The sequence below is a fragment of the Burkholderia sp. Ac-20344 genome (assembly GCF_017104975.1).
Taxonomy (GTDB): Bacteria; Pseudomonadota; Gammaproteobacteria; order Burkholderiales; family Burkholderiaceae; genus Burkholderia.
Genome location: NZ_JAAGPP010000061.1, coordinates 24,435 through 48,705 on the forward strand (window position 1 = coordinate 24,435; position 24,271 = coordinate 48,705).

Below are 24,271 nucleotides of genomic sequence, written 5' to 3' on the forward strand. Positions count from 1 at the left end.
CGCGTCGTGCAATCCATCTGATGGGAGAACGGCATGGCCACTGTGGAAATCGGGGGCGTCGACGCCGGCGCGGCGCCGGACGCCTCCAAACCGGCGCCGCTCGACGGCATTCGCGTGATCGACGCCGCGACGCTGTTCGCGGGCCCGCTCGCGGCGACGATGCTCGCGGACTACGGCGCCGACGTGATCAAGGTCGAGCATCCGGACGGCGATCCGGCACGCAAGTACGGCGCGCGTCGCGACGACGTGCCGTTGTGGTGGAAGGTGCTTGCGCGCAACAAGCGGGCGGTCACGCTGAATCTCGGCACGGCCGATGGCCAGCGGATCTTCCGCGAACTGGCGGCGCAGGCGGACGTGGTCGTCGAGAATTTCCGGCCCGGCACGCTCGAACGCTGGGGCCTCGGCTACGACGTGCTGTCCGCGATCAACCCGCGGCTCGTGCTGGTGCGGGTGACGGGCTTCGGCCAGTTCGGTCCGTATGCGAGTCGCCCGGGCTTCGGTACGCTGGCCGAGGCGATGAGCGGGCTCGCATCGATCACCGGCGAGGCGGACGGGCCGCCGCTCCTGCCGTCGTTTCCGCTCGCCGACACGGTCGCGGGGCTGACCGCCGCGTTCGCGATCATGACCGCGCTGAAGGCGCGCGAGCACACCGGGCGCGGCCAGGTCGTCGATCTCGCGATCATCGAGACGATGCTCGCCGCGATGGGCGCGCAGGTCGCGAGCTACGACCAGACGGGCCGGGTGCCGGAGCGCACCGGCAATCGTTCGCCGAACAATTCGCCGCGCGGTGTCTACCGCACGTCGGACGGCAAGTGGGTCGCGCTGTCGACGTCGGCGCACAGCATCGCCGAGCGCGTGATGCGCCTCGTCGGCCGAGCGGACCTGATCGACGAACCATGGTTCGCGAACGGCGCCGAGCGCGCGAAGCATGCGGACGAACTGGATGCGGCGGTCGGCGGCTGGATCGGGCAGCGCACACGTGATGAGGTGATTGCCGAATTCGAGCGTGCGCAGGCGGCGGTCGCGCCGATCTACGACGTCGCCGACGTGCTGCGCGATCCGCAGTACGCGGCGCTCGGCTCGGTCGTGTCGGTGCCCGACGCGGAGCTCGGCGCGTTCCGCACGCACAACGTGCCGTTCAGGCTGTCCGACACGCCTGGCGCGATCCGCTGGGGGGGGCCTGCGCGCGGCACGCACAACGACGAAGTATTCGGCGCATTGGGACTGGAGCGGCGCGAGATCGCCGATTTGACCGAACGAGGGGTGTTATGAAAACCAGCGCAACTTACCGCAGTTACCTTTACGTGCCCGCGCACAAGGCCCAGGTGGTGGAGAAGGCGTACGCGAGCGAAGCCGATGCCGTCGTGCTCGACCTCGAGGATGCCGTGCCGGCCAGCCACAAGGCCGAGGCGCGCCAGGCGGCCGCCGCGATTCTCGCGGAAGGTCCGCCGAAGCCGACCTACGTGCGGATCAACCCGATCGGCAGCCCGTGGTGCCGCGACGACGTCGACGCGATCGCGCAGCCGGCGCTGCTGGCGCTGCGCCTGCCCAAATGCGACCTGCCGCAGCAGATCCAGGAGGTCGCGGGCTGGCTCGATGCGCTCGGCTGCGATGCGGGCATCCAGATCCTGATCGAGTCGGCGTACGGCGTCGAGACGGCTTACCAGCTCGCGACCGCGTCCCCGCGGCTCGAACGGATCGGGCTCGGCGAGAGCGACCTGCGCGCGGACCTGCAGATCGGCGTCGACAACTTCACGCTCGAGGTGTGCCGCGCGCGCTGCGTCGTCACGTCGCGCGCGGCGGGCCTGAACGGGCCGATCCAGACCGTCTATCACACGCTGCCCGATCTCGACGGGCTGAAGGAATCGACGCTGCGCGCGAAATCGATGGGGTTCCTCGGCCGCTTCGCGATCCATCCGTCGCAGCTCCCGGTGATCAACGCGGTGTTCACGCCGTCGGACGACGAGATCCGCGCGGCCGAGCGCGTGCTCGAGGCGGTCGATGCGGCGGCGGGCAAGGCCTCGGCGTCGTCGGTGTTCGTGCTGCCGGATGGCCGCGTGGTCGCGCCGCCGCTGATCGCCAACGCGCGCGTGACGCTCGCGCTCGCGAACAATCTTCGACTCAGTGGAGCACTGGCATGAGCACGCCCGAGACGCTTTCCGCTCCGGCGGCGGTCGCGGCCAACCGGCCCGCGCCACCCGACGGCATCGTCGGTGCGCTCGGCCGCTTCGCGGCGGCGGTGCGCGCCGAAGGGCTGGATCGCAGGCTGCGTGTCGAGGCCGCCGCGCGCGTGCTCGACGTGGTCGGCAACAGCCTGATCGCGCACGACGAACCGGTTGCGCAGTCGGTGCTGCAGGTCGCACGGCGCTGGGCCGGCACCGGCCCGGCGAGCGTGCTCGGCGCGCCCGACCGGCTGCCGGCCGCGAGCGCCGCGCTCGTCAACGGCACGCTCGCGCATGCGATGGATTTCGACGATTCGCACATGCTGTCGGTGCTGCATCCGAGCGCGTCCGTGATTCCGGCCGCGCTCGCCGCCGCGCAGGCGAGCGGCGCGTCGGGCGCGGCGCTGCTCGATGCGATCACCGTCGGCACCGAGGTGTGCATCCGGCTCGGCGTCGCCGCTTACAACGAGCAGCTCGGCAATTCGGTGTTCTTCGAACGCGGCCAGCACGCGACGTCGATCTGCGGCACGGTCGGCGCGGCGGCGGCCGCGGCGATGCTGCTCGGGCTCGACGCGGCGCAGATCGCGGCGGCGCTCGGCATCGCCGCAAGCATGGGCGCGGGCCTGCTCGAAGCGAACCGCACCGGCGGCTCGGTGAAGCGGATCCACTGCGGCTGGGCGGCGCACGCCGGCGTGAGCGCGGCGGAACTGGCGGGCGCGGGCGTGACCGCGCCGCCGACCGCGCTCGAAGGCCGCTTCGGCTTCTTCCACGCGTGGTGCGGCGATCTCGCCGACGTCGACGCGGTGCTGCGCGACCTGGGCGACGCATGGGAGACGAGCCGGATCATCTTCAAGCCGTATCCGTGCAACCACTTCACGCATCCGGGCATCGACGCGGCGCTGCAACTGAAGGCACAAGGCGTGACGGCGGACGACGTGGTCTCGGCCGAGCTGCGGGTCGCGACGTCGACGCTGCGCACGATCGGCGAGCCGGCGGAGTTGAAGGCGAATCCGCCGAACGGCTATGCGGCGGCATTCTCGGGGCCGTACACGGTCGCGGCGGCGCTGCTCGGCGGCGGCGGGCTCGGCGTCTGGTTCGACGATTTCGACGATGCGCTTGCGCAGGACCCCGCCCGGCGCGCGCTGGCCGCGAAGGTGCGCTGCGTGGCCGATCCGTGGTGCGACGCCCGCTTCCCGAATTTCCTGCCGGCCGTGCTGCGCGTCGAGCTGCGCGACGGGCAGGTGCGCGAGGCGCGGATCGAGTCGAGCAAGGGCACCAATTCGCGGCCGCTGACCGAACAGGAGCTCACCGCGAAGTTCGTGCTGGCAGCGAGTTCGGCGCTCGGCATGACGCGCGCGCTTGCGCTGCGCGACGCGGTGCAGGCACTGGCCGACGACGCGCCGCTCGACGCGCTCGCGGCGCTGACGTCAGGTACGGAAGGAGGACACCGATCTTGAATGCACCCCGCTGGAAAAAGCGGCCGCCCGGCTCGAACTGGGGCGATTTCGGTCCCGACGATCAGAAGGGGCGGCTGAACTGGCTGACGCCGGACAAGGTGAGGCAGGGCGCTGCCGAGGTCCGGGAAGGGCTGTCGTTCTCGCTGAGCCTGCCGCTCGACGTGCCGCGCGGCGGCGGGCTGAACGCGCGGCGCCGGCCGCCGGCTGTGATGCCGGCGCTCCTGGGCGGCAAGCCGTACTTCGGCTATCGCGCCGACGAACAGGTTGCGAACGCAACCGATGTGGTCTGCGATGATGCGTTCTGCCTGCACTCGCAGTTCTCGACGCAATGGGACGGCTTGTCGCACGTGGGCGGCCTGTTCGATGCGGACGACGACGGTGTACCTGAAATCGTGTTCTACAACGGTTTCCGGATGGGCGAGCATCTGCGGGTGCCGCAGGAGGGCGACGCGACGGGCGGCGCGCGCGCGCTCGGCATCGAGGTGATGGCGCAGACGGGCGTGCAGGGGCGCGGTGTGCTGATCGACCTGCGGCGTCATTTCGGCGACGCGCGCACGAAGGTCGGCTTCGCGCAACTGCAGCAGGTGATGGAGGCGGATCGCGTGCAGGTCGAGCACGGCGATATCGTCTGCATTCACACCGGCTTCGCGGATCTGCTGCTGAACGACGACGGCGGATCGCCGGCGACGGTCGCGAGCGCGTGCGTGCTCGACAGCAGCGATGCGCGGCTGCTGCAGTGGATCGACGCATCGGGGCTGGCCGCGCTCGTGGCCGACAACCATGCGATCGAGGAACGTCCGCAGCATGCGCAGCCGCTTGCGCGACCGGGCGCACTGATGCCGCTGCACGAACTGTGCCTGTTCAAGCTCGGCATTCACCTCGGCGAGCTGTGGCATCTGACGCCGCTCGCGAACTGGCTGCATGCCCATCGCCGGAACCGGTTTCTGCTGACCGCGCCGCCATTGCATATCCGCGGCCTGGTCGGCGCGCCGGCGAATCCTGTCGCGACCGTTTGAGCCTGCGGGCGGCTGTGGCGGCGGCCGCCCGCACTTTTTTGCAACGCGATCGGCTTGCACAAAGCGCACACTCAATAGCCGATTGGAAAGATATCCGGAAGAATCGATGAAAAACGGGTGATTTAAATCAAAAATATAAAAAATATCGCCCACTATCTAAAAAATATCGATGCGTCAAGATTGGACTATTCTTGTGCATTGCACTAAATATCAGGGGATTGCTCCGGTTGCGGAATATCGCAATCGTAATCGGAGGCGGTGATTAACCTGTTTAGTGGATGGTCGCAAACATGAATCTACGTTCGATCGATCTGAACCTGCTGGTCATACTCGATGCGCTATTGACGGAGAAACAGGTCACACGGGCAGGCCTGAAGGTCGGCCTCACGCAGCCGGCCGTCAGCAATGCGCTGGCGCGGCTGCGATTCGTGTTCAAGGACGAAATCCTGGCGCGCACCGCCGTCGGCATGGAATTGACGCCGCGCGCGCAGGCGCTGGCCATGCCAATTCGACAGATCATGCAACAAATCGAGGAATTATTTGAATCGGATTATCAATTCAATGCATTTACGTCCGAGCGCCATTTTACGATACGCATGTCGGATCTCACCGAGCTGCTTTTATTGCCGGCCCTGCTGCGCTGCATGCGATTGACCAGCCCGAATATCGGCATGGACGTCGTGCACATGAGCGCCGCCAAGACGGCCGACGCGCTCGAATCGGGGCTGCTCGACCTGGCGATCAGCGCGGGTCTCGAACATTCGGGCACGCTGTCGTCGCAAACCGTGTTTCATGACCGGATGGTCTGCGTGATGAGCCGCAGCCATCCGGAAGCGGGCAGGCCGCTGACGCTCGAGCGGTTCCTCGCGCTCGATTTCCTCAACGTGACGATCAACCCGGTCGATCACAGCCTGATCGACAACCTGCTCGCGAACATGAACTGCACGCGGCGCATCGCGCTCAACGTGCCGCACTGGCTCGTCGTACCGAACATGCTGGATGCGTTGCCGTACGCGGTGATCATGTCGGAGCGCCATGCGGTGAGCCTCGACGACGAGCGGCTCGTGATCCGCGAACTGCCGCTCGCGATGGAGCCCGTCGCGTGGTCGCTGTACTGGCACCGCCGCTACGACGGCAGCAACGCGCACGCATGGCTGCGCGGCCGCATCGTCGAGGTCGCGGAAGCGCTCGAGCGGCACGGCGTCGCAGCGGAAGCTTAGGCCGAGCACCCGGGTCAGCCGACGACGAGCAGCGGGGGCAGTGTCGCGACGTCGGGCTGTTCGTCGAGCCGCCACAGGTAATCGAGCGCCGCGCGGATCTGTGCCGGTTTCCAGTGCCGCCGGCAGTTCTTCGTGAACTTCGCGTCGTAGTCGTCGCGCTGCATCGGCCGCGTCGGCGAGCCGGGCAGGTCGTCCACCTGCTTCGTGCAGATCGTGCCGTCTTCGCGCACGGCCGTCACCCGGTTCGGCGCCTGCGCCGGATAGCGGGCAGTCAGCGCCGGGTCCTCGCGCACCGTGATCCGCTCGATCAGCGCGCGCAGCGCCGGATCGCGCAGCGCGTCGTGCCGGTAGCTCTCGGTCGTGATGTCGCCGTCGAGCATCGCACGCGCAACGATGTACGGCAGGCTGTGATCGGCCGTCTCGTGGGTCGACGGCGCCCATTTTTCGCGGTCGCGGCCGGCCGTCACGTAGCCGACCTCGGTCGTGTGGATCTCGATGCGCCGGATGCGGCGCAGGTCGCCGACCTGCGCGGCGACGTCGAGCGCGGCCGGAATCGCGGTTTGCGTGAGCCCTTGCGCGGGATAGAACTTCACGAAGCACTTGCCGATCCGGAATGCGCCGCCGCGCCCGCCGAATTCGCGCGTGTCGATGGCGAACGGCCCGGACACCTGCGGAAAGAACCCCGCCATGCCTTCGAAGATCGGCGCGGGGCCGGTCAGCCCGGCACGCGCGAGCTGCGTCGAGAACACCGCGTTGCGCGCCGCGTCCGCATCGGCGAGCGCCTTCCAGTTCGACAGTTGCTGGACGCGCGTCTGGTTCAGCGCGAGATGGCTGTTGATCGACAGGTTCACCGCCTGCACCAGTTGCGGCGCGGGCATGCGCATCAGCCGGCCGGCGGCCAGCGCGACGGCGGGCAGGCTGTAGCACGTGTGGTCCCAGCCGCGCGGGCTGATCGCGGCGGCGTCCATCAGCCGGCACGCGATCTCGTATGCGATCGCGATCGACAGGATCAGGTCGCGGCCGTTCGCGTGCTGCGCTTCGGCGACGGCGAGGCACGCGGACATGTTGTCGCTCGGATGGCCGGTCTCCTTGCCGGCGTACGCGTCGTTGAAATCGTAGTAGCGCAGCGCGGTGCCGGTCGCGAACGCGGCGAGATCGGGGCTCGTGCGCTGGTTCGTGCCGACGATCGTCGATATGCCGCCCGGCGACGCGAACGCGGCGTCGCGCGCGATGCGCACCGGGCGTTCGTCGTGCGCGGCGATCGCGCAGCCGAGCGCGTCGATCAGGTGCGCCTTGATCGTCTCGATCGTCGCGGCGTCGAGGTCGCGATACTGCAGCCCGGCCGCGTAGTCGGCGAGCTGTTGCGCGAGATCCGGGCGGTCGGCGGCGAGCAGCGCGCCGGCGCGGGCCTGGGCGAGCGGTAGCGCGAGCGCCGCGCCGGTCAGGGTGGAAAGGAAGTAGCGGCGGTTCATGGTGCGATGACTCCGGAGGTTCCTGAAGCTGGGGGAGAAGCGAGCTCAGAACAGCTTGCGCAGGCCAAGTGCCGCGCCCGCGCTGCTGGCGCGGTCGGCGGCCAGCGTGTAGTGGAGGAAGTTGTAGTTGTAGTTGTCGAAATCGAGCGCGGCGCGGCGCGCGTAGCCGCCCGCCAGGTACAGCGTGACGGCTTTCGACAGGAAGTAGTTCAGTTGCAGCGTGACCTGCTGCGGGTTGGCGGGGTGCGGCGCGCTCGCGTGCGCGTTCGGCGGGTTCTGCGCGCGGATGTCCTCGTAATAGAACGCGCCGATCGCTTGCAGGAACGGGGTGATCGCGTAGCGCACGCCGGCCCACCAGAACGTGTAGCGCGTCACGACCGACGTCGCTGCGACGCTGCTTTGGCCGTGCGTGACGCCGGCCAGCAGTTGCGCGCGGTCGACGGACACGATCGCGGCGGCGGCGTAGCGGCGGAAATGCGCGAAGCCGCCCGGTTGCGGCGTGTTGACGTTGTCGAATGCGGCGGCGAACGAGAAGGTGCCGCCGGCATAGTCGACGCCGGCGCCGTACGCGGCGTTCGACTGGAATGCGCCGGGCGTGCCGCCGAACGAATAGTGCGTTTCGAGCGTCAGCGAGCCGATCTTCGCCAGGTACTTGGCGACGTTGTTCTCGCGGAAATTGACGCCGACGATCGCGCCGGCCGGCTCGTACAGCGTCGAGTACGCGCCCGTCGGCGAATAGGGCTCCATGATGTCGAACAGCGTCGAGTACTGGTGGCCGAGCCGCAACGCGCCCCAGTGCTCGTGCTGCAGCCCGACCCACGCAGAGCGGTCGAAGCCGCCTGCACCGGTGCCGGTGCCGTTGTTCAGGTTGATCCCGCTTTCGAGCCGGAACGCGGCCTGCCAGCCGCCGCCGAGATCCTCGACGCCCTTCAGGCCCCAGCGCGAGCCGCTCTTGCCGCCCGACGCCATTCGCACGAGCGATGCCGACGACTTGTCGCCGGGTGCGGCCTGGTGGGTGAGGAATTCCGTATAGATGTCGGCCACGCCATACAGCGTGATCGTGCTTTGCGCGCAGGCGCTGGCCGATACGAGGCCCAGTCCGCACAGTGCGGACATTCGCTTGCCCATGGCTTGTCTCCTTCATGGGTTTGTTATTTATTTGATTGCGGCGCCGCACCGGTCGAGCCGCGCGGCGGTGCTGCGGGGCGACGCTATCCGGGCCGGTCGGCGAACGGCCCGCGTCGTGGCGGAACGTGCGGGTGCATCGCGCGACCTGCGCATGCGCAGGTCGCGCAGGGACGAAACGCGGCGATGAGGGGCGGCGTTCGCATCACCGGGGCGTGCCGTCGGCACGCGCCTGCACGGCCGCGTGACGCGCGAGCACCCGCTTCGCACGGGCGACGCCGGGCGCGTCGATCATCCGGCCGTCGATGCGCAGCGCGCCGCGTCCGTTCGCGCGGGCGTCGTCGTAAGCGGCCAGCAGCGCGTTCGCGTCGCGCACCGCGGCATCGTCGGGCCGGAACGCGCGGTTCAGCGCGCCGACCTGCAGCGGATGGATGCACGTCGCGCCTGCATAGCCGAGCTCCGCGGACGCGCGCGCGATGCGTTCGAATGCGTCGAGATCGCGCAGTTCGTCCAGGCCGCCGATCAGGCCGAGCGGCAGGATGCCGGCGGCGCGCGCGGCGATGATCAGCAACTGCTTCGGCACGCGCAGCACGTCGGCGCTCGCGCCGCTTTCGCAGTTCAGCGCGAAATCGCCGCCGCCCAGCATCATCGCGACGACGCGCGGCGACGCCCGCGCGATCCGGTCCATTGCCTGGAACGCGCGCGGCGTTTCGACGATCGCGACGATCCGCGTGCCGCCGGGCGGCGCGCCGGCTTCCTCCTCGAGCGTAGCCAGCAGTTCGTCGATCGCCTCGACGTGCGAGCCGCCGCGCACCTTCGGCAGCACGACGCCGTCCACGCCGGCGCGGACGGCCGCGCGCAGGTCGGGCACCAGCAGGTCGAGCGGGGCGTTGGCGCGCACCAGCACGTTGCGGCCGGGCGCACGCAATGCCGGCACGGCGTCGGCCAGCCCGTCGCGGGCAGTGTCCTTGCATGCGGGCGGGACGCTGTCCTCGAGGTCGAGGATCAGCGCATCGGCGTCGCTCGCGGCGGCCGATGCGACGAAACGGGGGACGTGGGCGGGGACGTACAGCAGCGAGCGCCAGACGGGTTGGGACGACGAATTCATCGATTTCCTCGAAAAATAAAAGTCACTTTCATTTTTGTGATGGATGACCCCATTCGTCAAGATTATCGTTAACGCCTAGTTTAAAAGGGGATTGCGCGACGATGAGCGAGCGAAGCTGCGCGGATTCATGTTGATGTCATCGAAGATCTGCGTATAATGAAAGTGACTTTCATTTTTACGGTGCCGGCCGCCGCGACGCGGCACGGATGCCCGGCATCGCACGAGGTGGACATGAGCAAGGTGGAGACAAGCAATCCGGCCGAGGGCGGCGTGGCCGCGGTCAACCGCGCGCTGACCGCGCTGCTGGCGTTCGGCGATGCACCCGGCGGGCTGATGCTGGCACAGGTCAGCGAAGAGACTGGGCTCAACATGAGCACGCTGTTGCGGATGTTCGAATCGCTCGAGCAGTTCCGCTTCATCAAGCGTCTGCCGGACGGCCGCTACGTGCTGGGGCCGGCCGTGTTCCAGCTCGGGATGATGTATCGCGAGTCGTTCCAGCTGCGCGAGTACGCGATGCCGATCCTGTCGAAGCTGTCGGTGGAAACCGGCGAGACGGCCGCGTTCTACGTGCGCGAAGGCGACCAGCGCGTGTGCCTGTTCCGCATCCAGGCCCAGCGCTCGGTGCGCACGCATCTGCGCGAGGGCGACCGCTTCCCGCTCGACGTCGGCGCGGCCGGGCGCGTGCTGCTCGCGTTCAGCGGCACGCGCGGCGGCGACTACGAGAAGACGGTCGAGCAGGGCTACGCGGTGTCGATCGCCGAGCGCGACCCGGAAAGCGCGGCGATCGCGTGCCCGGCGTTCGGCGTCGGCCGCGTGCTGAGCGGTGCGATCTCGCTCGGCGTGCCGCGCTACCGCTTCAACAAGAAGGTGCTGGCCGACTACTTGCCGTGCGTGCAGGCGGCCGCCGCCGAGCTGACGCATGCGCTGGGCGGCGATCTGCCCGCCGCGGGCGGGGCGTTCCGGGCGGCCGACCAGCTCGGCGTGCTGCTCGAGTAGCGCCGTGCGCGGCTGAGCGCGCGGCCTTACCGGCATTCCGCATCGAACGACACCCAGAACGACACCCACCCACCAGGAGACAAGCATGTTCGTTCCCGATCCGCAGGCCGCTCACGCGGCCGGCGCGCGCCGTCGCGCGTCCACCGGCCCGATCCATCCGAAACCGTTCGACGCCGGCGCGCAGGGGCCGCTCGCGGGCGTGCGCGTCGTCGACCTGTCGCGCCTGATGGCGGGCAACATGCTGAGCGTGCAGCTCGCCGATTTCGGCGCGGACGTCGTGAAGGTCGAGAGCGAGCGCGGCGATACGCTGCGCGCGGTCGGCGCAGGCGGGATCAGCACGAACTGGAAGGTGTACGGGCGCAACAAGCGCAGCGTATGCGTCGACCTGCGCGCGCCCGAGGGGATCGACATCGTCCGCCGGCTGGTGCGCGACGCGGACGTGTTCGTCGAGAGCTTCAAGCCCGGCGTCGCCGAGAAGATGGGGCTCGGCCCGGACGACCTGCTCGCGATTCGTCCGGAACTGGTGGTCGCCCGGATCTCCGGCTGGGGGCAGACGGGGCCGTACCGCCACAAGCCGGGCTTCGGCACGCTCGCGGAAGGGTACGCGGGGTTCGCGGCGATCAACGGCTTCGCCGATCGTGAGCCGGTGCTGCCGCCGATGTTCCTCGGCGACATGACGGCCGGGCTGTCCGGCGCGATCGCCGTGCTGGTCGCGCTGCATGCGCGCGACGCGCACGGCGCGGCGGGACAGGTGATCGACGTGTCGCTGTTCGAGCCGCTGCTGTCGATCCTCGGGCCGGCCGCCGCGAACTACGTCATGTCGGGCGAGATCAAGGCGCGCACCGGCAGCCGCTCGTCGAATACCGCGCCGCGCAACGCGTATCGCACCCGCGACGGCAAGTGGCTGTGCCTGTCGAGCTCGACGCAGGCGATGGCCGAGCGGCTGTTCCGCGCGATCGGCCGCGCGGACCTGATCGACGATCCGCGCTACGCGACCAACGTGCAGCGCGTGCAGCACGCGGAGGCGCTCGATGCGATCGTCGGCGAATTCATCGCCGCACGCGATCTCGACGCCAATCTCGCGTTCTTCGAGGAAGCAGGCGTGACGGCCGGACCGATCCATGATATCGCCCAGATCGTTCAGGACCGCTACGTGATCGATCGCGAAGCGCTCGTCGAGCTACCGGACGACGACGTCGGCAGCCTGCCGATGCACAACATCACGCCACGCCTGTCCGCCACGCCCGGCACGTTTCGCCGGCCGGCGCCCGCGCTCGGCGAGAACAATCGCGAGATCCTGATGCCGCTGCTCGGCGAACACGAGTACGAGCGGCTCGCCGGGCTCGGCGTGATCCGCACACGCTAGGCGAGCAACCTTGGGCGCGACGCGGCCGCGAAGGACGGTCGCGCGCGCCTGCCGCCGCACCCTGGACATTGCATGGAGGAGACACCATGAAGCCACGCTGGACCCATCGGCCGCCCGGCTCGAACTGGGGGGATTTCGGCCCGGACGATCAGAAAGGGCGCTTGAACTGGCTGACGGCCGACGCGGTGCTGCGCGGCGTCGCGGAGGTGCGCGAAGGCCGTGTGTTTTCGCTCAGCCTGCCGCTCGACGTGCCGCGCGGCGGCGGGCTGAACGCGCGGCGCCGGCCGCCGGCGATCATGCCGGCGCTGCTCGGCGACAAGCCGTACTTCGGCTATCGGGCGGACGAACAGGTTGTCAACGCAACCGATGTGGTCTGCGACGATTCGTTCTGCATGCACTCGCAGTTCTCGACGCAGTGGGATGCGCTGTCGCACGTCGGCTCGCTGTTCGACCCGGCGGGCGACGGCGAGCGAGCCCGCGTGTTCTACAACGGCTACCGGATGGACGAGCACATCCACGTGCCCGAAGCCGGTGCGCCGCGCGGCGGCGCGCGCGCGCTCGGCATCGAGGTGATGGCGCAAACCGGCGTGCAGGGGCGTGGCGTGCTGGTCGACCTGCGCCGCCACTTCGGCGACGAGCGGCGCAAGATCGGCTATGCGGAATGGATGGCGGTGCTGCGCGCGGATGACGTCGTTGTCGAGCGCGGCGACATCGTGTGCGTGCATACGGGCTTCGCCGATCGCCTGCTCGACGCCGACGCGCGTGACGAGCCCGGCGCGCCGGACGTGTGCTGCGTGCTCGACGGCAACGATCCGCGCCTGCTCGAATGGATCGACGCATCGGGGCTCGCCGCGCTCGCAGCGGACAACCACGCGGTCGAGGAGCGCCCGCGCCATGCGTCGGCGCGCGAACGGCCCGGCGCGCTGATGCCGCTGCACGAGCTGTGCCTGTTCAAGCTCGGCATTCATCTCGGCGAGTTGTGGCACCTGACGCCGCTTGCCGACTGGTTGCGCGCGCACCGGCGCAACCGCTTCCTGTTGACCGCGCCGCCGCTGCACCTGCGCGGGCTCGTCGGGTCGCCGGTCAATCCGGTCGCCACCGTATGAACGTCGGCGCCGTGCGCACGCCGCGCCGGCGCCCTGTCCGCCGCTTCGCGCAGGCCGCGCGGGCGGATCACCGAGGAGTCGCCATGTCCCATTCCCATGCGGCGTCGATCGCCGCGCGCATCGACCGCCTGCCCGCGACGGCCAGCATCTGGACGCTCGTGCTGTTCCTGAGCATTGGCGGTTTTTTCGAGGTCTACGACCTGTTCCAGATGACCTACCTGCCGCCGGGGCTGATCCGCGACGGCATCTTTCACGCGGGCTCGCACGGTGTGCTCGGCATGTCCGACCAGGGCGCACTCGGCGCGGCGACGTTCGCCGGGCTGTTCGTCGGCGAGATGTTCGTGTCGCGCCTCGCGGATCGCTTCGGGCGGCGCACGCTGTTCACCGGCGCGCTGCTGCTCTACACGGCGGCGAGCCTTGCGATGTGCGTGCAGACGCATGCGCTCGGCATTCTCGTGTGCCGTTTCATCGCGGGCTGCGGCATCGGCGCGGAGCTGATCACGATCAGCGCGTTCCTGACCGAGCTGGTGCCGAAGGCGGTGCGCGGTCGCGCGTTCGCGCTGTGCTTCGCGGTCGGCTATCTCGCGATGCCCGTGCTCGCGCTGGTGTCGTGGCTATGGGTGCCGCGCGATCCGCTCGGGATGTCCGGGTGGCGCTGGGTCGTGCTGCTCGGCAGCAGCGGTGCGGTCGTCGTCTGGTGGCTGCAGTCGCGGTTGCCGGAGTCGCCGCGCTGGCTCGCCCGCACCGGCCGCGAGGCCGAGGCCGAAGCCGTGCTGCAGCGGCTCGAGCAGGCGGTCGAGCGGGAATCCGGCCGGCCGCTGCCCGCGGTCCGGACGCCGGCCGCAGCTGCCCCGGCTGCGCAGCGCGCGCCGTCGATGTGGGATGCGCGGCATCGCGGCCGCACGGCGATGCTGATCGCGTTCAATGCATTCCTGAGCATCGGCTTCTTCGGCTTCAGCCAGTGGCTGCCGACGCTGCTCGCCGCGCAGGGCGCAACCGTCACGAAGAGTCTTTGGTATGCGTTCCTGATCGCGTTCGCGTATCCGGTGTCGCCGTTCGTCGCCGGCCTGCTCGCCGACCGGATCGAGCGCAAGTGGCTGATCGTCGCGTCGGCGTTCGGCGTTGCGCTGTTCGGCACCGCGTTCGCGATGTCGGCGCAGGCGCCGTTCGTGATCGTGTTCGGCTTGCTCGTCACGCTGTCCAACACGGTGCTCGCGAGCAACGGCACTGCGTACCAGTCGGAAGTGTTTCCGACCGAGATCCGCGGGCGCGCGCTCGGCTTCGTGCATTCGATCGGCCGCCTGACGGGCATCGCGAGCAGTTTCATCGTCGCGCTGTTGCTCGAACGCGCCGGGGTGTCCGCGGTTTTCGTGCTGATCGGCGGCAGTATGCTGATCGTGATGGTGGCGATAGGTGTGTTCGGGCCGTGCACCAACAACCGGGCGCTGGACGAGATCACGGGCCGCGGCGAGGATGGGGCCGGGCACGCGGTGGTGGTGCGCGGGCTCGCGGCATGGCCAAGTCGGCGCGTCAACGGGCGGCGAAAAGGAGCCGGGGATGAGGCCGCGTAACGGCGTCGGCAGACACGGGGCCAAACGCGGGGATCGACCTCCGTCGCCCCGGCCTCGCCGTTCAGCAGGATCGGCGGCCCGTGGCCTTCTTCGTATCAGCGGAGAAATGCGTGCAGCTTATGTCGCCCCTCACGCAACGCCAATGCGCCCCTGTTTGTGCGTCGCGTGAATGGCCATGCCCGGCGTGCCAGGTGCGTACATTACATTGAGTCACCGTATTGAGCGTAGAGTCGGGCACCCAATAGATGTACGCGCTTTTCCCGGCCATCGTGAGCAACCCCGACGGGTTCGACGCGGCCGATCGCGAGCAATCCGGCCAGGAACGCTGATGGGTCGATACGCCAGTGCGCGTCGCAACGTCATGCCGGTTCGCGCATCGATCGCGAGCCATTTTTGTTTGCGGAGTCCTTTCATGTCTGTCCGGGCCGTCATCTTCGATTTCGATCTGACGCTGGCGGATTCGTCCGCTGCGATCATCGAATGTACGGAACATGCGTTGCGTCAGCTGGACGTCGCTCGCGCGACGCCGGCGCAGATCGGTGCCGTGAGCGGGATGACGTCGTTCGACGGATGGGCGCGAGCGGGCAAGCGGGCGGTGGCCACGCACATCGGCGAACTGGACGCGATCGTGCAACGGATGCGGCGCGATCCGTCCGACGCATCGCGCTGACGCGGCGTCGGCCTGTCGATCGCCGGGATGTCGATGATCCTGACGGTCTGTTTCCGGGCCAGTGCGATCGACCTGCCGGCGGCCGGCAGTTCCGGTGATGGACGCCGGGAATCGGTGTCCGCGAAACGGCGATTTCGCGGGCTTCATCCCGGCATCCCGGGTTCGTCAAACCGACGAACCCATAGGGCCTGCATTTCGCTCAGGATTCAGGAAAGGGCATTTTCATGAAATCCCGGCTTTCGGCATGAATGCAGATTGGATCGAGTATCAGCTGATCGAGCCGATAACGACGAAGCTGAAATTCCGGTCGCTATATTTACCGTATGAGTCGCCGGTTTGAATCGTGGCGCCGCTGCCGGAAAGCGCCGGGAAGATCACGTTGTCCAGCGTGTTTTGCCCGCCGCCGTACCCCCATTGCGACCCGGTAATGGCCGGCGTCTTGGTGAAGGCGGTGCTGAACGAGAGCTGATACGTGCCCGTGCTTTCACGTTTCACGGTGAATCCGCCCGAGCCGTCGACAACCGTCCCGTTGCTCTGGACGCTACCCCATAGTGTTACTTGAGCCATGATCGCTTCTCCTTATCTATTGTTGAAACAATATCGATAATTGAAACGGGAAGCCGATTCGGTGTTGCTTTAATCATCCTGATCGGCAGTTGTATTGTATGTGATGGATTTTTAAAGTTTGAGATGGGGTAAATAATTTATTCTGATTTTTATTTTAAATATGCCGAATTTGTTATTGAAAGAGAGCACCGTTGCGTAACGTTGCCATTCGGTCGTTGGCCGGGTAATCAAGCGCCGGGCGACGTCGTGACCGGGGGGAGCGTGCACCGTCATCGGCTCGATGCGAAAGGGTTCGCGCGGGCGTCGGAGCGGGCGGGCTTGCCGGGCATCCAGACGATCGACGCCCGGTGATGCCGGTTCTGCGCGGGCGGCCGAACGCCGCGCAGAATCGGCCGACTGAACCGCTTCCCGCAACAGTCCGGCGGCGCGCGACGGATTCTGCGACCATCGCCGTTAAAGTCATACCCGCCACTCGATCCGTCGCCATGTCACTCATTTCCGTCGCCTTCGCCCGTCTCCGGTTCTCGCGCGCACTGCCGGCCGCCCGAACGCTGTCATGTGCCGTTTCGCTCGCGGCGGCCGGTGCCGTGCTCGGCGTGCCGGGCGGTGCGTGTCCGGCCGAAGCCGCCACGCCTGCGCAGCGCGCACGCCTCGACGCACCGGTCAAGGCCGTCGCCGGCCAGCGGGTCGCCGTCGATACGCCGCAGGGCAGTGCGGTGCTGCCCGTCTACGCCGATCGCCCGCTCGACCAGGCCGCGCCCGATGTCACACGTGTCTTCGTCGTGATTCACGGCACGCTTCGCAATGCCGACGCGTACTACGCATCGGGGCGCGAGGTCGTCGACAAGGCCGGTGCGGCCGGCAGGGGCACGATGGTCGTCGCGCCGCAGTTCCTGACGCGCGCCGATATGCGCGCATTCTCGTTGCCGGTGCAGACGCTGGCGTGGACGCAGGAAGGATGGAAGGGCGGCGACGCGGCCCGTCAGCCGGGGCCGATCAGTTCGTTTACCGCGCTCGACGCATTGCTCGCGCATTTCGCCGACCGGAGCCTGTATCCCGCGCTGTCGACCGTGGTCGTGATCGGCCATTCCGCCGGCGCGCAGTTGCTGCAGCGCTATGCGGTGGCCGGGCACGAAGGCGATGCACTGGTGCGGGCCGGCATCGCCGTGCGCTATGTGGTCGCGAACCCGTCGAGCTACCTGTATTTCGACGACGAACGGCCGGACGGCCAGGCGATCGCAGGCGGAACCTGCCCGCGCGCGACCGAATGGAAATACGGGCTGAAGTCGGCGCCGCCCTACGTCGCGTCGCAGGACGTGCGCGATCTCGAAGCGCGCTATGTCGCGCGTCATGTCGTGTACCTGCTCGGCCAGGCCGACACGAACCCGTACACGCACTTCATCGACCGCTCGTGCGCGGCCATGGCCCAAGGCCCGTACCGACTCGCGCGCGGGCTTGCGTATTTCGACTACCTGAAGAAGCGGCATCCTGACGATCTTGCGCAGCAGGTCGTCGAAGTGCCGGGCGTCGGGCATGACGGTCTCGGCATGTTCACGTCCGCTTGCGGGCTGGCCGTGCTGTTCGGGCAGGCACTGCCGCAATCGTGTCCGGTCGTAGCCGGTACGGCGCCGGACATACGAGCGGCAGGCCAGTGAGCGTGTGTGCGAGATCCGCGCACGGCGTGATCGTGTCGTCGAACCAGCATGCGGGCACGCCTTCTCATGCGGCCGCCGAACTCGCGTGGGGCCTCGTGCTCGCCGCGATGCGCCGGATTCCGCAGCAGATGCCCGCGGCTACGCGGTCCGGCACCCCGCGCGCGATGGCGTGGCGATGGTCGAGGTGAATGCGGCCGGCCGCGCCCGCCTTCAGGCCGATCGTGAGTGATGGCGCCGACGCTGTCGGTGCGCGGTCGCGGCACCGCGTGTCATGCCGGGTTTTCCGGGATTGGCGGTGCGCTGGCGTCGAATACCGTCATGCCTTCCGTCGGGTCCGTCGGCGTGTCCCACGGACGTGCCGCAATGGCCCGCTGCGCGGCCTCGTAGCCGGCCTGCCTGCGCGCGGCGATCCCGTTCGGCGTGAAATCGATGTCCTTCAGCTGGTTGTCGTCGGCGAGTCGCGGCGCCGCGAGCTTGACCAGGTGCATCGTGGTTTCGCATCCCCACGCGGCGAGCCGGCGCACGGCCGGCGACGCGCGTTCGGCGTCCGGCACGTGCCGGGCCAGTTCGCGGATCACGTGGCGCAGCCGGTGGATCTGCTGCTGGCGCGCGATGTGGCTGTCGGTGCGGCTTGCATACTGGATGTCCTTCTGCCGCTCCGACACCTGCCAGATGCTCTCGGGCTCGGGGCCGGCCGGATTCCACATCTGGACGGAGAAAATGATCGAGCTGCGGCGCGGGTTGTCGTCGAGCACGACCTCGACCGGCGTGTTCGAATACACGCCGCCATCCCAGTATGGTTCGCCGTCGATCCGTATCGCCGGGAACGCGGGCGGCAGTGCGCCCGAGCTCATGATGTGCTCGACCCCGAGCCGCGTGTCGCGCGAATCGAAATAGCGCATCGTGCCCGTGCATGCATTGACCGCGCTGACGGTCAGGCGCGGGTGGCCCGCGTTCAGCAGGTCGGGATCGATCAGCGACGCAAGCGTGTCGCGCAGCGGCGCGATCCGGTAATACGAGGCGCGATCGACGCCGAGGCGAACCATCGGCCCGAGCCACGAGGCGGGATTGGGCTCGAAGAATCCCGCGATGCCGCCGCCGATGATCGTCAGTTCGGCCAGCGTCCGGTTCCAGCCGGGCAGCAGCGGCGCGGTGTCGAAACGGGTCCGTTCGGTCACGCGGCGCCAGAAGGCCGACAGTTTCTCGTAGCGCTGCTCCGGCGGGTTCCCGGCGATCAGCGCCGCGTTGATCGCGCCGATCGACGTCCCGACCACCCAGTCGGGCCGGATGCCGGCTTCGTCCATCGCCTGAAAGACGCCGAGCTGGAATGCGCCCAGTGCGCCGCCGCCCTGGAGCACGAGCACGACTTGCCCGGGGAGATCCATGCGTGCCGGCTGGCTCGCGGTCATGGCTTGCCTCGCTGCGTGTGACGGTGGGTCGGATCCGAACAGATCGATTCAGTTTAGGCGATCTGGGGCGGGGGTCGCCGCCCGCCATTCGTCCGCGCGTGTCGTGGTGCGCCGCGTCATTCGACCGTGATGGTCTCCTTCATGTACGGGTGAATCCCGCAGAACACCTTGTAGACGCCCGGCTTGTCGAAGCGGAACGAGTACGTCTCGTCCTGGTCGAGCGCCTTCGAATGAAAGATGCCGGCGTCGTTGACGACGGTGTGCGGCTCCCCGTCGAGGTTTTTCCACGTGATCGTCGTGCCGGCCTTGATCGTGGTCGACATCGGCGAAAACATGAAATTGCGGATCGTCACGAGCGTGCCGTCCGGGCCCTGCGCGAACGCGGTGAGCGGGGCGGTGGCGCACAGGATCAGCACCGCGATGAGGCTGGATTGCTTGAAGCGGGTCATGTCGGTCTCCTTGCAGTTCGGTGCGTCAGGCCAGCGTCGCATCGTGCAGTGACGACGCGACGGGATGACCCGCGAATTCGACGGTCGTCACGCCGAGCATCGACGGCAGCCGGTCGCGCGGCACGGTGAGCGGCACGGGGCCCGGGCCGTTGCCGGCCGTCGGCTGCGGGAACGCGGTGGAGCGCGCGGTGTGGAACGTCACGTTGCCCTCGACCTTCGACACGATCTGATGGATGTGCCCGTTCAGCACGGTGACCGAGCCGAAGCGGCGCAGCAGCGCCATCGTCTGCGGCGCGTCGCCGGTGCCCCAGCCCCACGGCTCGTAGATGGTCCACATCGGCATGTGCGAGAACACGACGATCGGCGTGCTCGACGAGCGGCCCTTGAGATCCTGCGCGAGCCACGCGAGCTGGTCGTCGCCGAAGCTGCCGAGCCCGTTCGGCTTGAAGTGCATCACGTTGACGAGGCCGATGAAGTGCACGCCCGCGTGGTCGAAGCTGTAATACCCGCGGTTGTCCGACGCTTTGCCGAACCGGCTGAAATATTCGGCGCCCGAACCGTCGGTGACGTCGTGCTCGCCGGGCACCGTATGCAGTTCCGGCACGCGCAGCGCGGAGAGCAGTTGCGACGCGTGGTCGAATTCCTCGGGCTTGGACAGGTGCGTGATGTCGCCGGTATGGATGGCCAGTGCGGGCATCGCCGGCATGCCGTTGACGAGGTCGATCGTCTGCTTCAGCGTGGCCGACACGTCGGGATTCGCGTCCTTGTTGAAGCCGATGTGCGTGTCGCTGATCTGCACGAACAGCGGGCGGCCCGCGTTGGCCGGCAGCGCGTCGCCGGTCTGCGCGAGCGCGAGGTCGAACGGCGTCAGGATGCCGCCCGATAGCGTAAACAGCGTGCCGAGGCCACCGAAGGCCATGCATTGCAGGGCCTTGCGGCGCGACGGGTTGGTGGGGGTCGATGAAGACATGTGAGCCTCGCATTCGTGTGACGAAACCGGACGGCCGGATCGTCCTGGAATAAACCGGCGCCTTCGCGTGCCATACCGGCGAAGCGGCGGATTTATTCCCGCGCGTTACAAGGGCGGACACCCGTGTTGGCGGCTTGCGCGGCGATGTGCGTTTCCCGGCATATGACCTGTCAATGTCCTGTAAGTGACACGTCACATTTGCGTCACGACCGATCGATAGCCTGCCATTCCGAGTCACCTCTCCGGAGCCCCTTCATGCCGAATCTCGCGGCAACGGAACCCAGCGGTGCGGTGAGTCACCGCACGCGCAACATCAGCTTCGCGCTGTTTTTTCTGATCATTGCCTGCGGCATCGTCTACGTCGGCATTCATCTGAGTGCCGACCTCAGTCCCGTCAAGGAAAGCTCGGTCCTCCCGTTCCTGCTGCTGATCGTCGCGCTGCTGATCGCGCTCGGCTTCGAGTTCGTCAACGGCTTCCACGACACCGCGAACGCGGTCGCGACCGTCATCTATACGCATTCGCTCGACCCGCACCTCGCCGTCGTGTGGTCGGGCCTCTGGAACCTGTTCGGCGTGCTCGTGTCGAGCGGCGCCGTCGCGTTCGGCATCCTGCAGTTGCTGCCGGTCGAACTGATTCTGCAGGTGGGCAGCGGCTCGGGTTTCGCGATGGTGTTCTCGCTGCTGATCGCGGCCGTCACGTGGAACCTCGCGACCTGGTATTTCGGACTGCCGTCGTCGAGTTCGCACACGCTCGTCGGCTCGATCATCGGCGTCGGCCTGATGAACCAGATCGTCAGCGGCCCGTCGGGCACGAGCGGCGTCGACTGGAACCAGGCGCTCGGCGTCGGCAAGGCGCTGCTGTTCTCGCCGCTGATCGGCTTCGTGCTGTCCGCGCTCGTACTGCTGCTGTTGAAGGCGCTCGTGCGCGTGCCGGCGCTGTACCAGGAGCCGAAGGGCAACAAGCCGCCGCCGTTCTGGATCCGCCTGCTGCTGATCCTGACCTGCACGGGCGTGTCGTTCGCGCACGGCTCGAACGACGGGCAGAAGGGCATGGGGCTGATCATGCTGATCCTGATCGGCGTGATGCCGACCGCGTACGCGCTGAACAAGGCCGTGACGCCCGACCAGACGAGCACGTTCGTCGCGGTGGCGCGCCATGCGTCGACGACGCTCGTCAAATACGCGGACCCGGCCGCACAGTCGGCCGATCCGCGTGCCGACGTCGAGGCATACGTGCGCACGCACAAGCTGACGCCCGCGACGATTCCCGCGCTGGGCAAGCTCACCGGCACGATTGCCGACCAGGTCGCGCAGGCCGGCGGCATCTCGAGCGTGCCGCAGAACCTCGTCGACAACGTGCGCAACAACATGTACGTCGCGTCCGAGGCGATCCGGCTGATGGAGAAGGCGAAGGCGCCGGCGTTTTCGGTCGAGGACGCGAGCGCGCTCGAAGCGTTCAAGACGCAGATGGACCGCGCGACGAAATTCATCCCGACCTGGGTGAAGGTCGCGGTTGCGATCGCACTCGGCCTCGGCACGATGGTCGGCTGGAAGCGGATCGTCGTGACGGTCGGCGAGAAGATCGGCAAGTCGCACCTGACGTACGGGCAGGGCGCATCGGCCGAGGCCGTCGCGATGCTGACGATCGGGATGGCCGATGCATACGGGCTGCCGGTATCGACGACGCACGTGCTCGCGTCGGGCGTGGCCGGCACGATGACGGCGAGCGGCTCGGGCCTGCGCTGGGATACGGTGCGCAACCTCGTGCTCGCGTGGGTGCTGACGCTGCCCGCGTCGATCGCCCTGTCGGCCGCGCTGTACTGGGTGCTGCACGGACTGTTCTGATCCGCGCCGGGGGGGCGCGACCTCCGGCTGCGCGACGCGCGGCCGGTCCCATCGATTTTCAATTCAACACAAGACGCTACCGATGGATATCAGTTTCGATCCGAACCGCACCGCGAACGCTTCGGCGTGGCGCGTGTTGCCCAACCGCTGGGATGCCGTCGCGTTTCCGCTGATCATCTGCCTGCTCGCGATGGCGATCGTCGGCTTCCATCAGACGATGGCGCCGATCGGCGTGCTGCAGACGCAGAAGATCTCGCTCGATCCGTCGAACCTGCCCGAATACGCGTTGCGCACCACGCTGCGGATGCTCGCCGCGATGATCGCGTCGCTCGTGTTCACGCTCGTCTACGGCACGCTCGCGGCGAAGAGCCGCCGCGTGGGCATGGTGCTGATTCCGATTCTCGACATCCTGCAATCGGTGCCGGTGCTCGGCTACATCTCGTTTACCGTCACGTTCTTCCTCGCGCTGTTTCCGGGCCGCGTGCTCGGTGCGGAGCTGGCCGCGATCTTCGCGATCTTCACGAGCCAGGCATGGAACATGACGTTCAGCTTCTACCAGTCGCTGCGCACGGTGCCGCGCGACCTGAGCGAAGTGTCGCGCGGTTTTCACCTGACGCCGTGGCAACGCTTCTGGAAGCTCGAGGTGCCGTTCTCGATGCCGGGCCTGATCTGGAACATGATGATGTCGATGTCGGGCGGCTGGTTCTTCGTCGTCGCATCGGAAGCGATCACCGTCGGCAACCAGACCATCACGCTGCCGGGCATCGGCGCGTATCTCGCGCAGGCGATCTCCGACAAGAACCTCGGCGCGGTGGGCTGGGTGATCGTCGCGATGTCGGTCGTGATCCTCGCCTATGACCAGTTCCTGTTCCGCCCGCTGGTCGCGTGGGCCGACAAGTTCCGGATGGAAAACACCGCGTCCGGCGATGCGCCGCAGTCGTGGCTGCTCGACATGATGCGCCGCACGCACCTGATCCATCAGTTGCTCGTGCCGGCCGGCTGGCTGCTGTCGCAGGCCGCGCGGATTCCGCTGCGCGTGCCGTCGCGGAAGGGCAAGCGTGCGCGTGTCGCGTCGTCGCGCGGCTCGTCGCGCATCGGCGACATCGTGTGGGGCGCGTTCGTGATCCTGCTGACGGCGTACGTCGTGTGGCGCGTCGTCACGTTCGTCGCGACCGGCGTGACGATGGGCGAGGTCGGCCACGTGCTCGTGCTTGGGCTCATCACGCTGCTGCGCGTGCTGGTGCTGATCGCGATCGCGTCGGTGATCTGGGTGCCGCTCGGCGTGTTGATCGGGTTGCGCCCGGCGCTCGCCGAGAAGATCCAGCCGCTCGCGCAGTTCCTCGCCGCGTTCCCGGCCAACCTGCTGTTCCCGGTGTTCGTGATCGTGATCGTCCACTTCCACCTGAATGCGGACATCTGGCTGTCGCCGCTGATCGTGCTCGGTACGCAGTGGTACATCCTGTTCAACGTGATCGCCGGCGCGATGTCCTATCCGAACGACTACAAGGAAGCGACGAAGAATTTCCGCATCCGCGGCTGGCAATGGTGGCGGCAGGCGATCCTGCCCGGCATCTTCCCGTACTACGTGACCGGTGCGATTACCGCCTCGGGCGGCGCGTGGAACGCGAGCATCGTGTCCGAGTTCGTGCAATGGGGCGACACGAAGGTCGTCGCGCACGGCCTGGGTTCGTATATCGCGCAGACCACCGCCGCCGGCGATTTCCCGAAGATCATCCTGGGCATCGCCGTGATGTCCCTGTTCGTTACCTTGTTCAACCGTCTGCTGTGGCGTCCGATGTACGCCTATGCGGAATCCCGGCTCCGTCTCGATTGAGAGTAAGCGCGATGCAAAATTCGACCGTTGTCAACGCCCCCGTCAAGGCGTCCCAGCCGCTGCAGCCGCCACGCCTCGGCGACGAAATCCTGCGCGTCGAGCACGTGAATCGCGGCTTCAACAAGACGCAGGGCGAGCTGCTCGTGCTCGACGATGCGAACCTGTCGCTGCGCGAAGGCGAGATCGTCGGCCTGCTCGGCCGTTCCGGGTCGGGCAAGTCGACGCTGCTGCGCATCATCGCCGGGCTGATCGAGCCGACCGGCGGTGAAGTGA

22 protein-coding genes are annotated in these 24,271 nt (G+C 67.9%); 15 read left to right on the forward strand and 7 right to left on the reverse strand.

Translation table 11 applies throughout. The features are described from left to right. Nucleotides 1–33: 33 nt before the first annotated feature. From G3N64_RS19755 to G3N64_RS19775, 5 genes are all read left to right on the forward strand, one after another. The gene (locus G3N64_RS19755; RefSeq protein ID WP_205785435.1) at nucleotides 34–1,272 is read left to right on the forward strand and encodes a CoA transferase; all 1,239 of its coding nucleotides are present in this window, start codon (nucleotides 34–36) and stop codon (nucleotides 1,270–1,272) included. Continuing rightward, on the forward strand, nucleotides 1,269–2,141 hold the full coding sequence (locus G3N64_RS19760) for a CoA ester lyase (protein WP_205785436.1): 873 nt from the start codon (nucleotides 1,269–1,271) through the stop codon (nucleotides 2,139–2,141). The genes G3N64_RS19755 and G3N64_RS19760 overlap by 4 nt, the downstream gene beginning before the upstream one ends. After that, the gene (locus tag G3N64_RS19765) at nucleotides 2,138–3,619 is read left to right on the forward strand and encodes an MmgE/PrpD family protein (protein ID WP_205785437.1); all 1,482 of its coding nucleotides are present in this window, start codon (nucleotides 2,138–2,140) and stop codon (nucleotides 3,617–3,619) included. Before G3N64_RS19760 ends, G3N64_RS19765 begins: the two co-directional genes overlap by 4 nt. Next, nucleotides 3,616–4,635, forward strand: coding sequence for a cyclase family protein (locus G3N64_RS19770; protein WP_205785438.1), 1,020 nt, complete (start codon nucleotides 3,616–3,618; stop codon nucleotides 4,633–4,635). The genes G3N64_RS19765 and G3N64_RS19770 overlap by 4 nt, the downstream gene beginning before the upstream one ends. Before the next feature lie 290 nt (nucleotides 4,636–4,925). Further along, nucleotides 4,926–5,855: a LysR family transcriptional regulator gene (locus tag G3N64_RS19775; RefSeq protein ID WP_205785439.1), complete on the forward strand. Its 930-nt coding sequence runs from the start codon at nucleotides 4,926–4,928 to the stop codon at nucleotides 5,853–5,855. Between the two features lie 14 nt (nucleotides 5,856–5,869). On the opposite strand, the gene G3N64_RS19780 is transcribed toward G3N64_RS19775, so the two are convergent. From G3N64_RS19780 to G3N64_RS19790, 3 genes are all read right to left on the reverse strand, one after another. Beyond that, nucleotides 5,870–7,327: an MmgE/PrpD family protein gene (locus G3N64_RS19780; protein WP_205785440.1), complete on the reverse strand. Its 1,458-nt coding sequence runs from the start codon at nucleotides 7,325–7,327 to the stop codon at nucleotides 5,870–5,872. A gap of 45 nt (nucleotides 7,328–7,372) precedes the next feature. Continuing rightward, nucleotides 7,373–8,455: a porin gene (locus G3N64_RS19785; RefSeq protein WP_205785441.1), complete on the reverse strand. Its 1,083-nt coding sequence runs from the start codon at nucleotides 8,453–8,455 to the stop codon at nucleotides 7,373–7,375. A gap of 202 nt (nucleotides 8,456–8,657) precedes the next feature. Then, the gene (locus tag G3N64_RS19790; protein WP_205785442.1) at nucleotides 8,658–9,560 is read right to left on the reverse strand and encodes a CoA ester lyase; all 903 of its coding nucleotides are present in this window, start codon (nucleotides 9,558–9,560) and stop codon (nucleotides 8,658–8,660) included. A gap of 231 nt (nucleotides 9,561–9,791) precedes the next feature. Here G3N64_RS19790 and G3N64_RS19795 point away from each other — a divergent pair, with 231 nt between their 5' ends. The 5 genes from G3N64_RS19795 (at nucleotide 9,792) to G3N64_RS19815 (ending at nucleotide 15,269) form a co-directional block, all read left to right on the forward strand. Further along, the gene (locus G3N64_RS19795) at nucleotides 9,792–10,556 is read left to right on the forward strand and encodes an IclR family transcriptional regulator (RefSeq protein WP_205785443.1); all 765 of its coding nucleotides are present in this window, start codon (nucleotides 9,792–9,794) and stop codon (nucleotides 10,554–10,556) included. Nucleotides 10,557–10,641: 85 nt separating this feature from the next. Then, nucleotides 10,642–11,922 (forward strand): CoA transferase, encoded by a 1,281-nt coding sequence (locus G3N64_RS19800; RefSeq protein WP_205785444.1) that lies wholly within the window; start codon nucleotides 10,642–10,644, stop codon nucleotides 11,920–11,922. An 86-nt stretch (nucleotides 11,923–12,008) separates the two neighbouring features. Beyond that, the gene (locus tag G3N64_RS19805; RefSeq protein WP_205785445.1) at nucleotides 12,009–13,028 is read left to right on the forward strand and encodes a cyclase family protein; all 1,020 of its coding nucleotides are present in this window, start codon (nucleotides 12,009–12,011) and stop codon (nucleotides 13,026–13,028) included. A gap of 83 nt (nucleotides 13,029–13,111) precedes the next feature. After that, complete coding sequence (locus tag G3N64_RS19810) at nucleotides 13,112–14,599, forward strand: MFS transporter (protein ID WP_205785446.1); 1,488 nt, start codon at nucleotides 13,112–13,114, stop codon at nucleotides 14,597–14,599. 412 nt (nucleotides 14,600–15,011) lie between these two features. Next, entirely contained in the window at nucleotides 15,012–15,269 is a 258-nt protein-coding gene (locus tag G3N64_RS19815) for an HAD hydrolase-like protein (RefSeq protein ID WP_205785447.1), read from the forward strand. 267 nt (nucleotides 15,270–15,536) lie between these two features. Here the strand turns inward: G3N64_RS19815 and G3N64_RS19820 are convergent, their stop codons facing one another. After that, nucleotides 15,537–15,836 (reverse strand): hypothetical protein, encoded by a 300-nt coding sequence (locus tag G3N64_RS19820; protein WP_241021104.1) that lies wholly within the window; start codon nucleotides 15,834–15,836, stop codon nucleotides 15,537–15,539. A gap of 485 nt (nucleotides 15,837–16,321) precedes the next feature. Between G3N64_RS19820 and G3N64_RS19825 the strand changes: the two genes are divergently transcribed. Both G3N64_RS19825 and G3N64_RS19830 read left to right on the forward strand, forming a co-directional pair. Then, the gene (locus G3N64_RS19825) at nucleotides 16,322–17,491 is read left to right on the forward strand and encodes an alpha/beta hydrolase (RefSeq protein WP_205785448.1); all 1,170 of its coding nucleotides are present in this window, start codon (nucleotides 16,322–16,324) and stop codon (nucleotides 17,489–17,491) included. Nucleotides 17,492–17,493: 2 nt separating this feature from the next. Then, the gene (locus tag G3N64_RS19830; RefSeq protein ID WP_241021105.1) at nucleotides 17,494–17,679 is read left to right on the forward strand and encodes a hypothetical protein; all 186 of its coding nucleotides are present in this window, start codon (nucleotides 17,494–17,496) and stop codon (nucleotides 17,677–17,679) included. A gap of 81 nt (nucleotides 17,680–17,760) precedes the next feature. Here the strand turns inward: G3N64_RS19830 and G3N64_RS19835 are convergent, their stop codons facing one another. From G3N64_RS19835 to G3N64_RS19845, 3 genes are all read right to left on the reverse strand, one after another. Then, on the reverse strand, nucleotides 17,761–18,900 hold the full coding sequence (locus tag G3N64_RS19835; protein ID WP_205785449.1) for a patatin-like phospholipase family protein: 1,140 nt from the start codon (nucleotides 18,898–18,900) through the stop codon (nucleotides 17,761–17,763). Between the two features lie 116 nt (nucleotides 18,901–19,016). Further along, nucleotides 19,017–19,349 carry a cupredoxin family copper-binding protein gene (locus G3N64_RS19840; protein WP_205785450.1) on the reverse strand — a complete coding sequence of 111 codons (333 nt, stop codon included), beginning with the start codon at nucleotides 19,347–19,349 and terminating at the stop codon, nucleotides 19,017–19,019. Nucleotides 19,350–19,374: 25 nt separating this feature from the next. Beyond that, complete coding sequence (locus G3N64_RS19845) at nucleotides 19,375–20,319, reverse strand: metallophosphoesterase (RefSeq protein WP_205785451.1); 945 nt, start codon at nucleotides 20,317–20,319, stop codon at nucleotides 19,375–19,377. A gap of 255 nt (nucleotides 20,320–20,574) precedes the next feature. On the opposite strand from G3N64_RS19845, the gene G3N64_RS19850 reads away from it, so the two are divergent. The 3 genes from G3N64_RS19850 to G3N64_RS19860 all read left to right on the forward strand — a co-directional run. Then, nucleotides 20,575–22,164 (forward strand): inorganic phosphate transporter, encoded by a 1,590-nt coding sequence (locus tag G3N64_RS19850; RefSeq protein WP_205785452.1) that lies wholly within the window; start codon nucleotides 20,575–20,577, stop codon nucleotides 22,162–22,164. A gap of 82 nt (nucleotides 22,165–22,246) precedes the next feature. Next, nucleotides 22,247–23,998: an ABC transporter permease subunit gene (locus G3N64_RS19855; RefSeq protein ID WP_205785453.1), complete on the forward strand. Its 1,752-nt coding sequence runs from the start codon at nucleotides 22,247–22,249 to the stop codon at nucleotides 23,996–23,998. Nucleotides 23,999–24,009: 11 nt separating this feature from the next. Then, a partial coding sequence (locus G3N64_RS19860) for an ATP-binding cassette domain-containing protein (RefSeq protein WP_205785454.1) occupies nucleotides 24,010–24,271 on the forward strand: 262 nt, incomplete at its 3' end.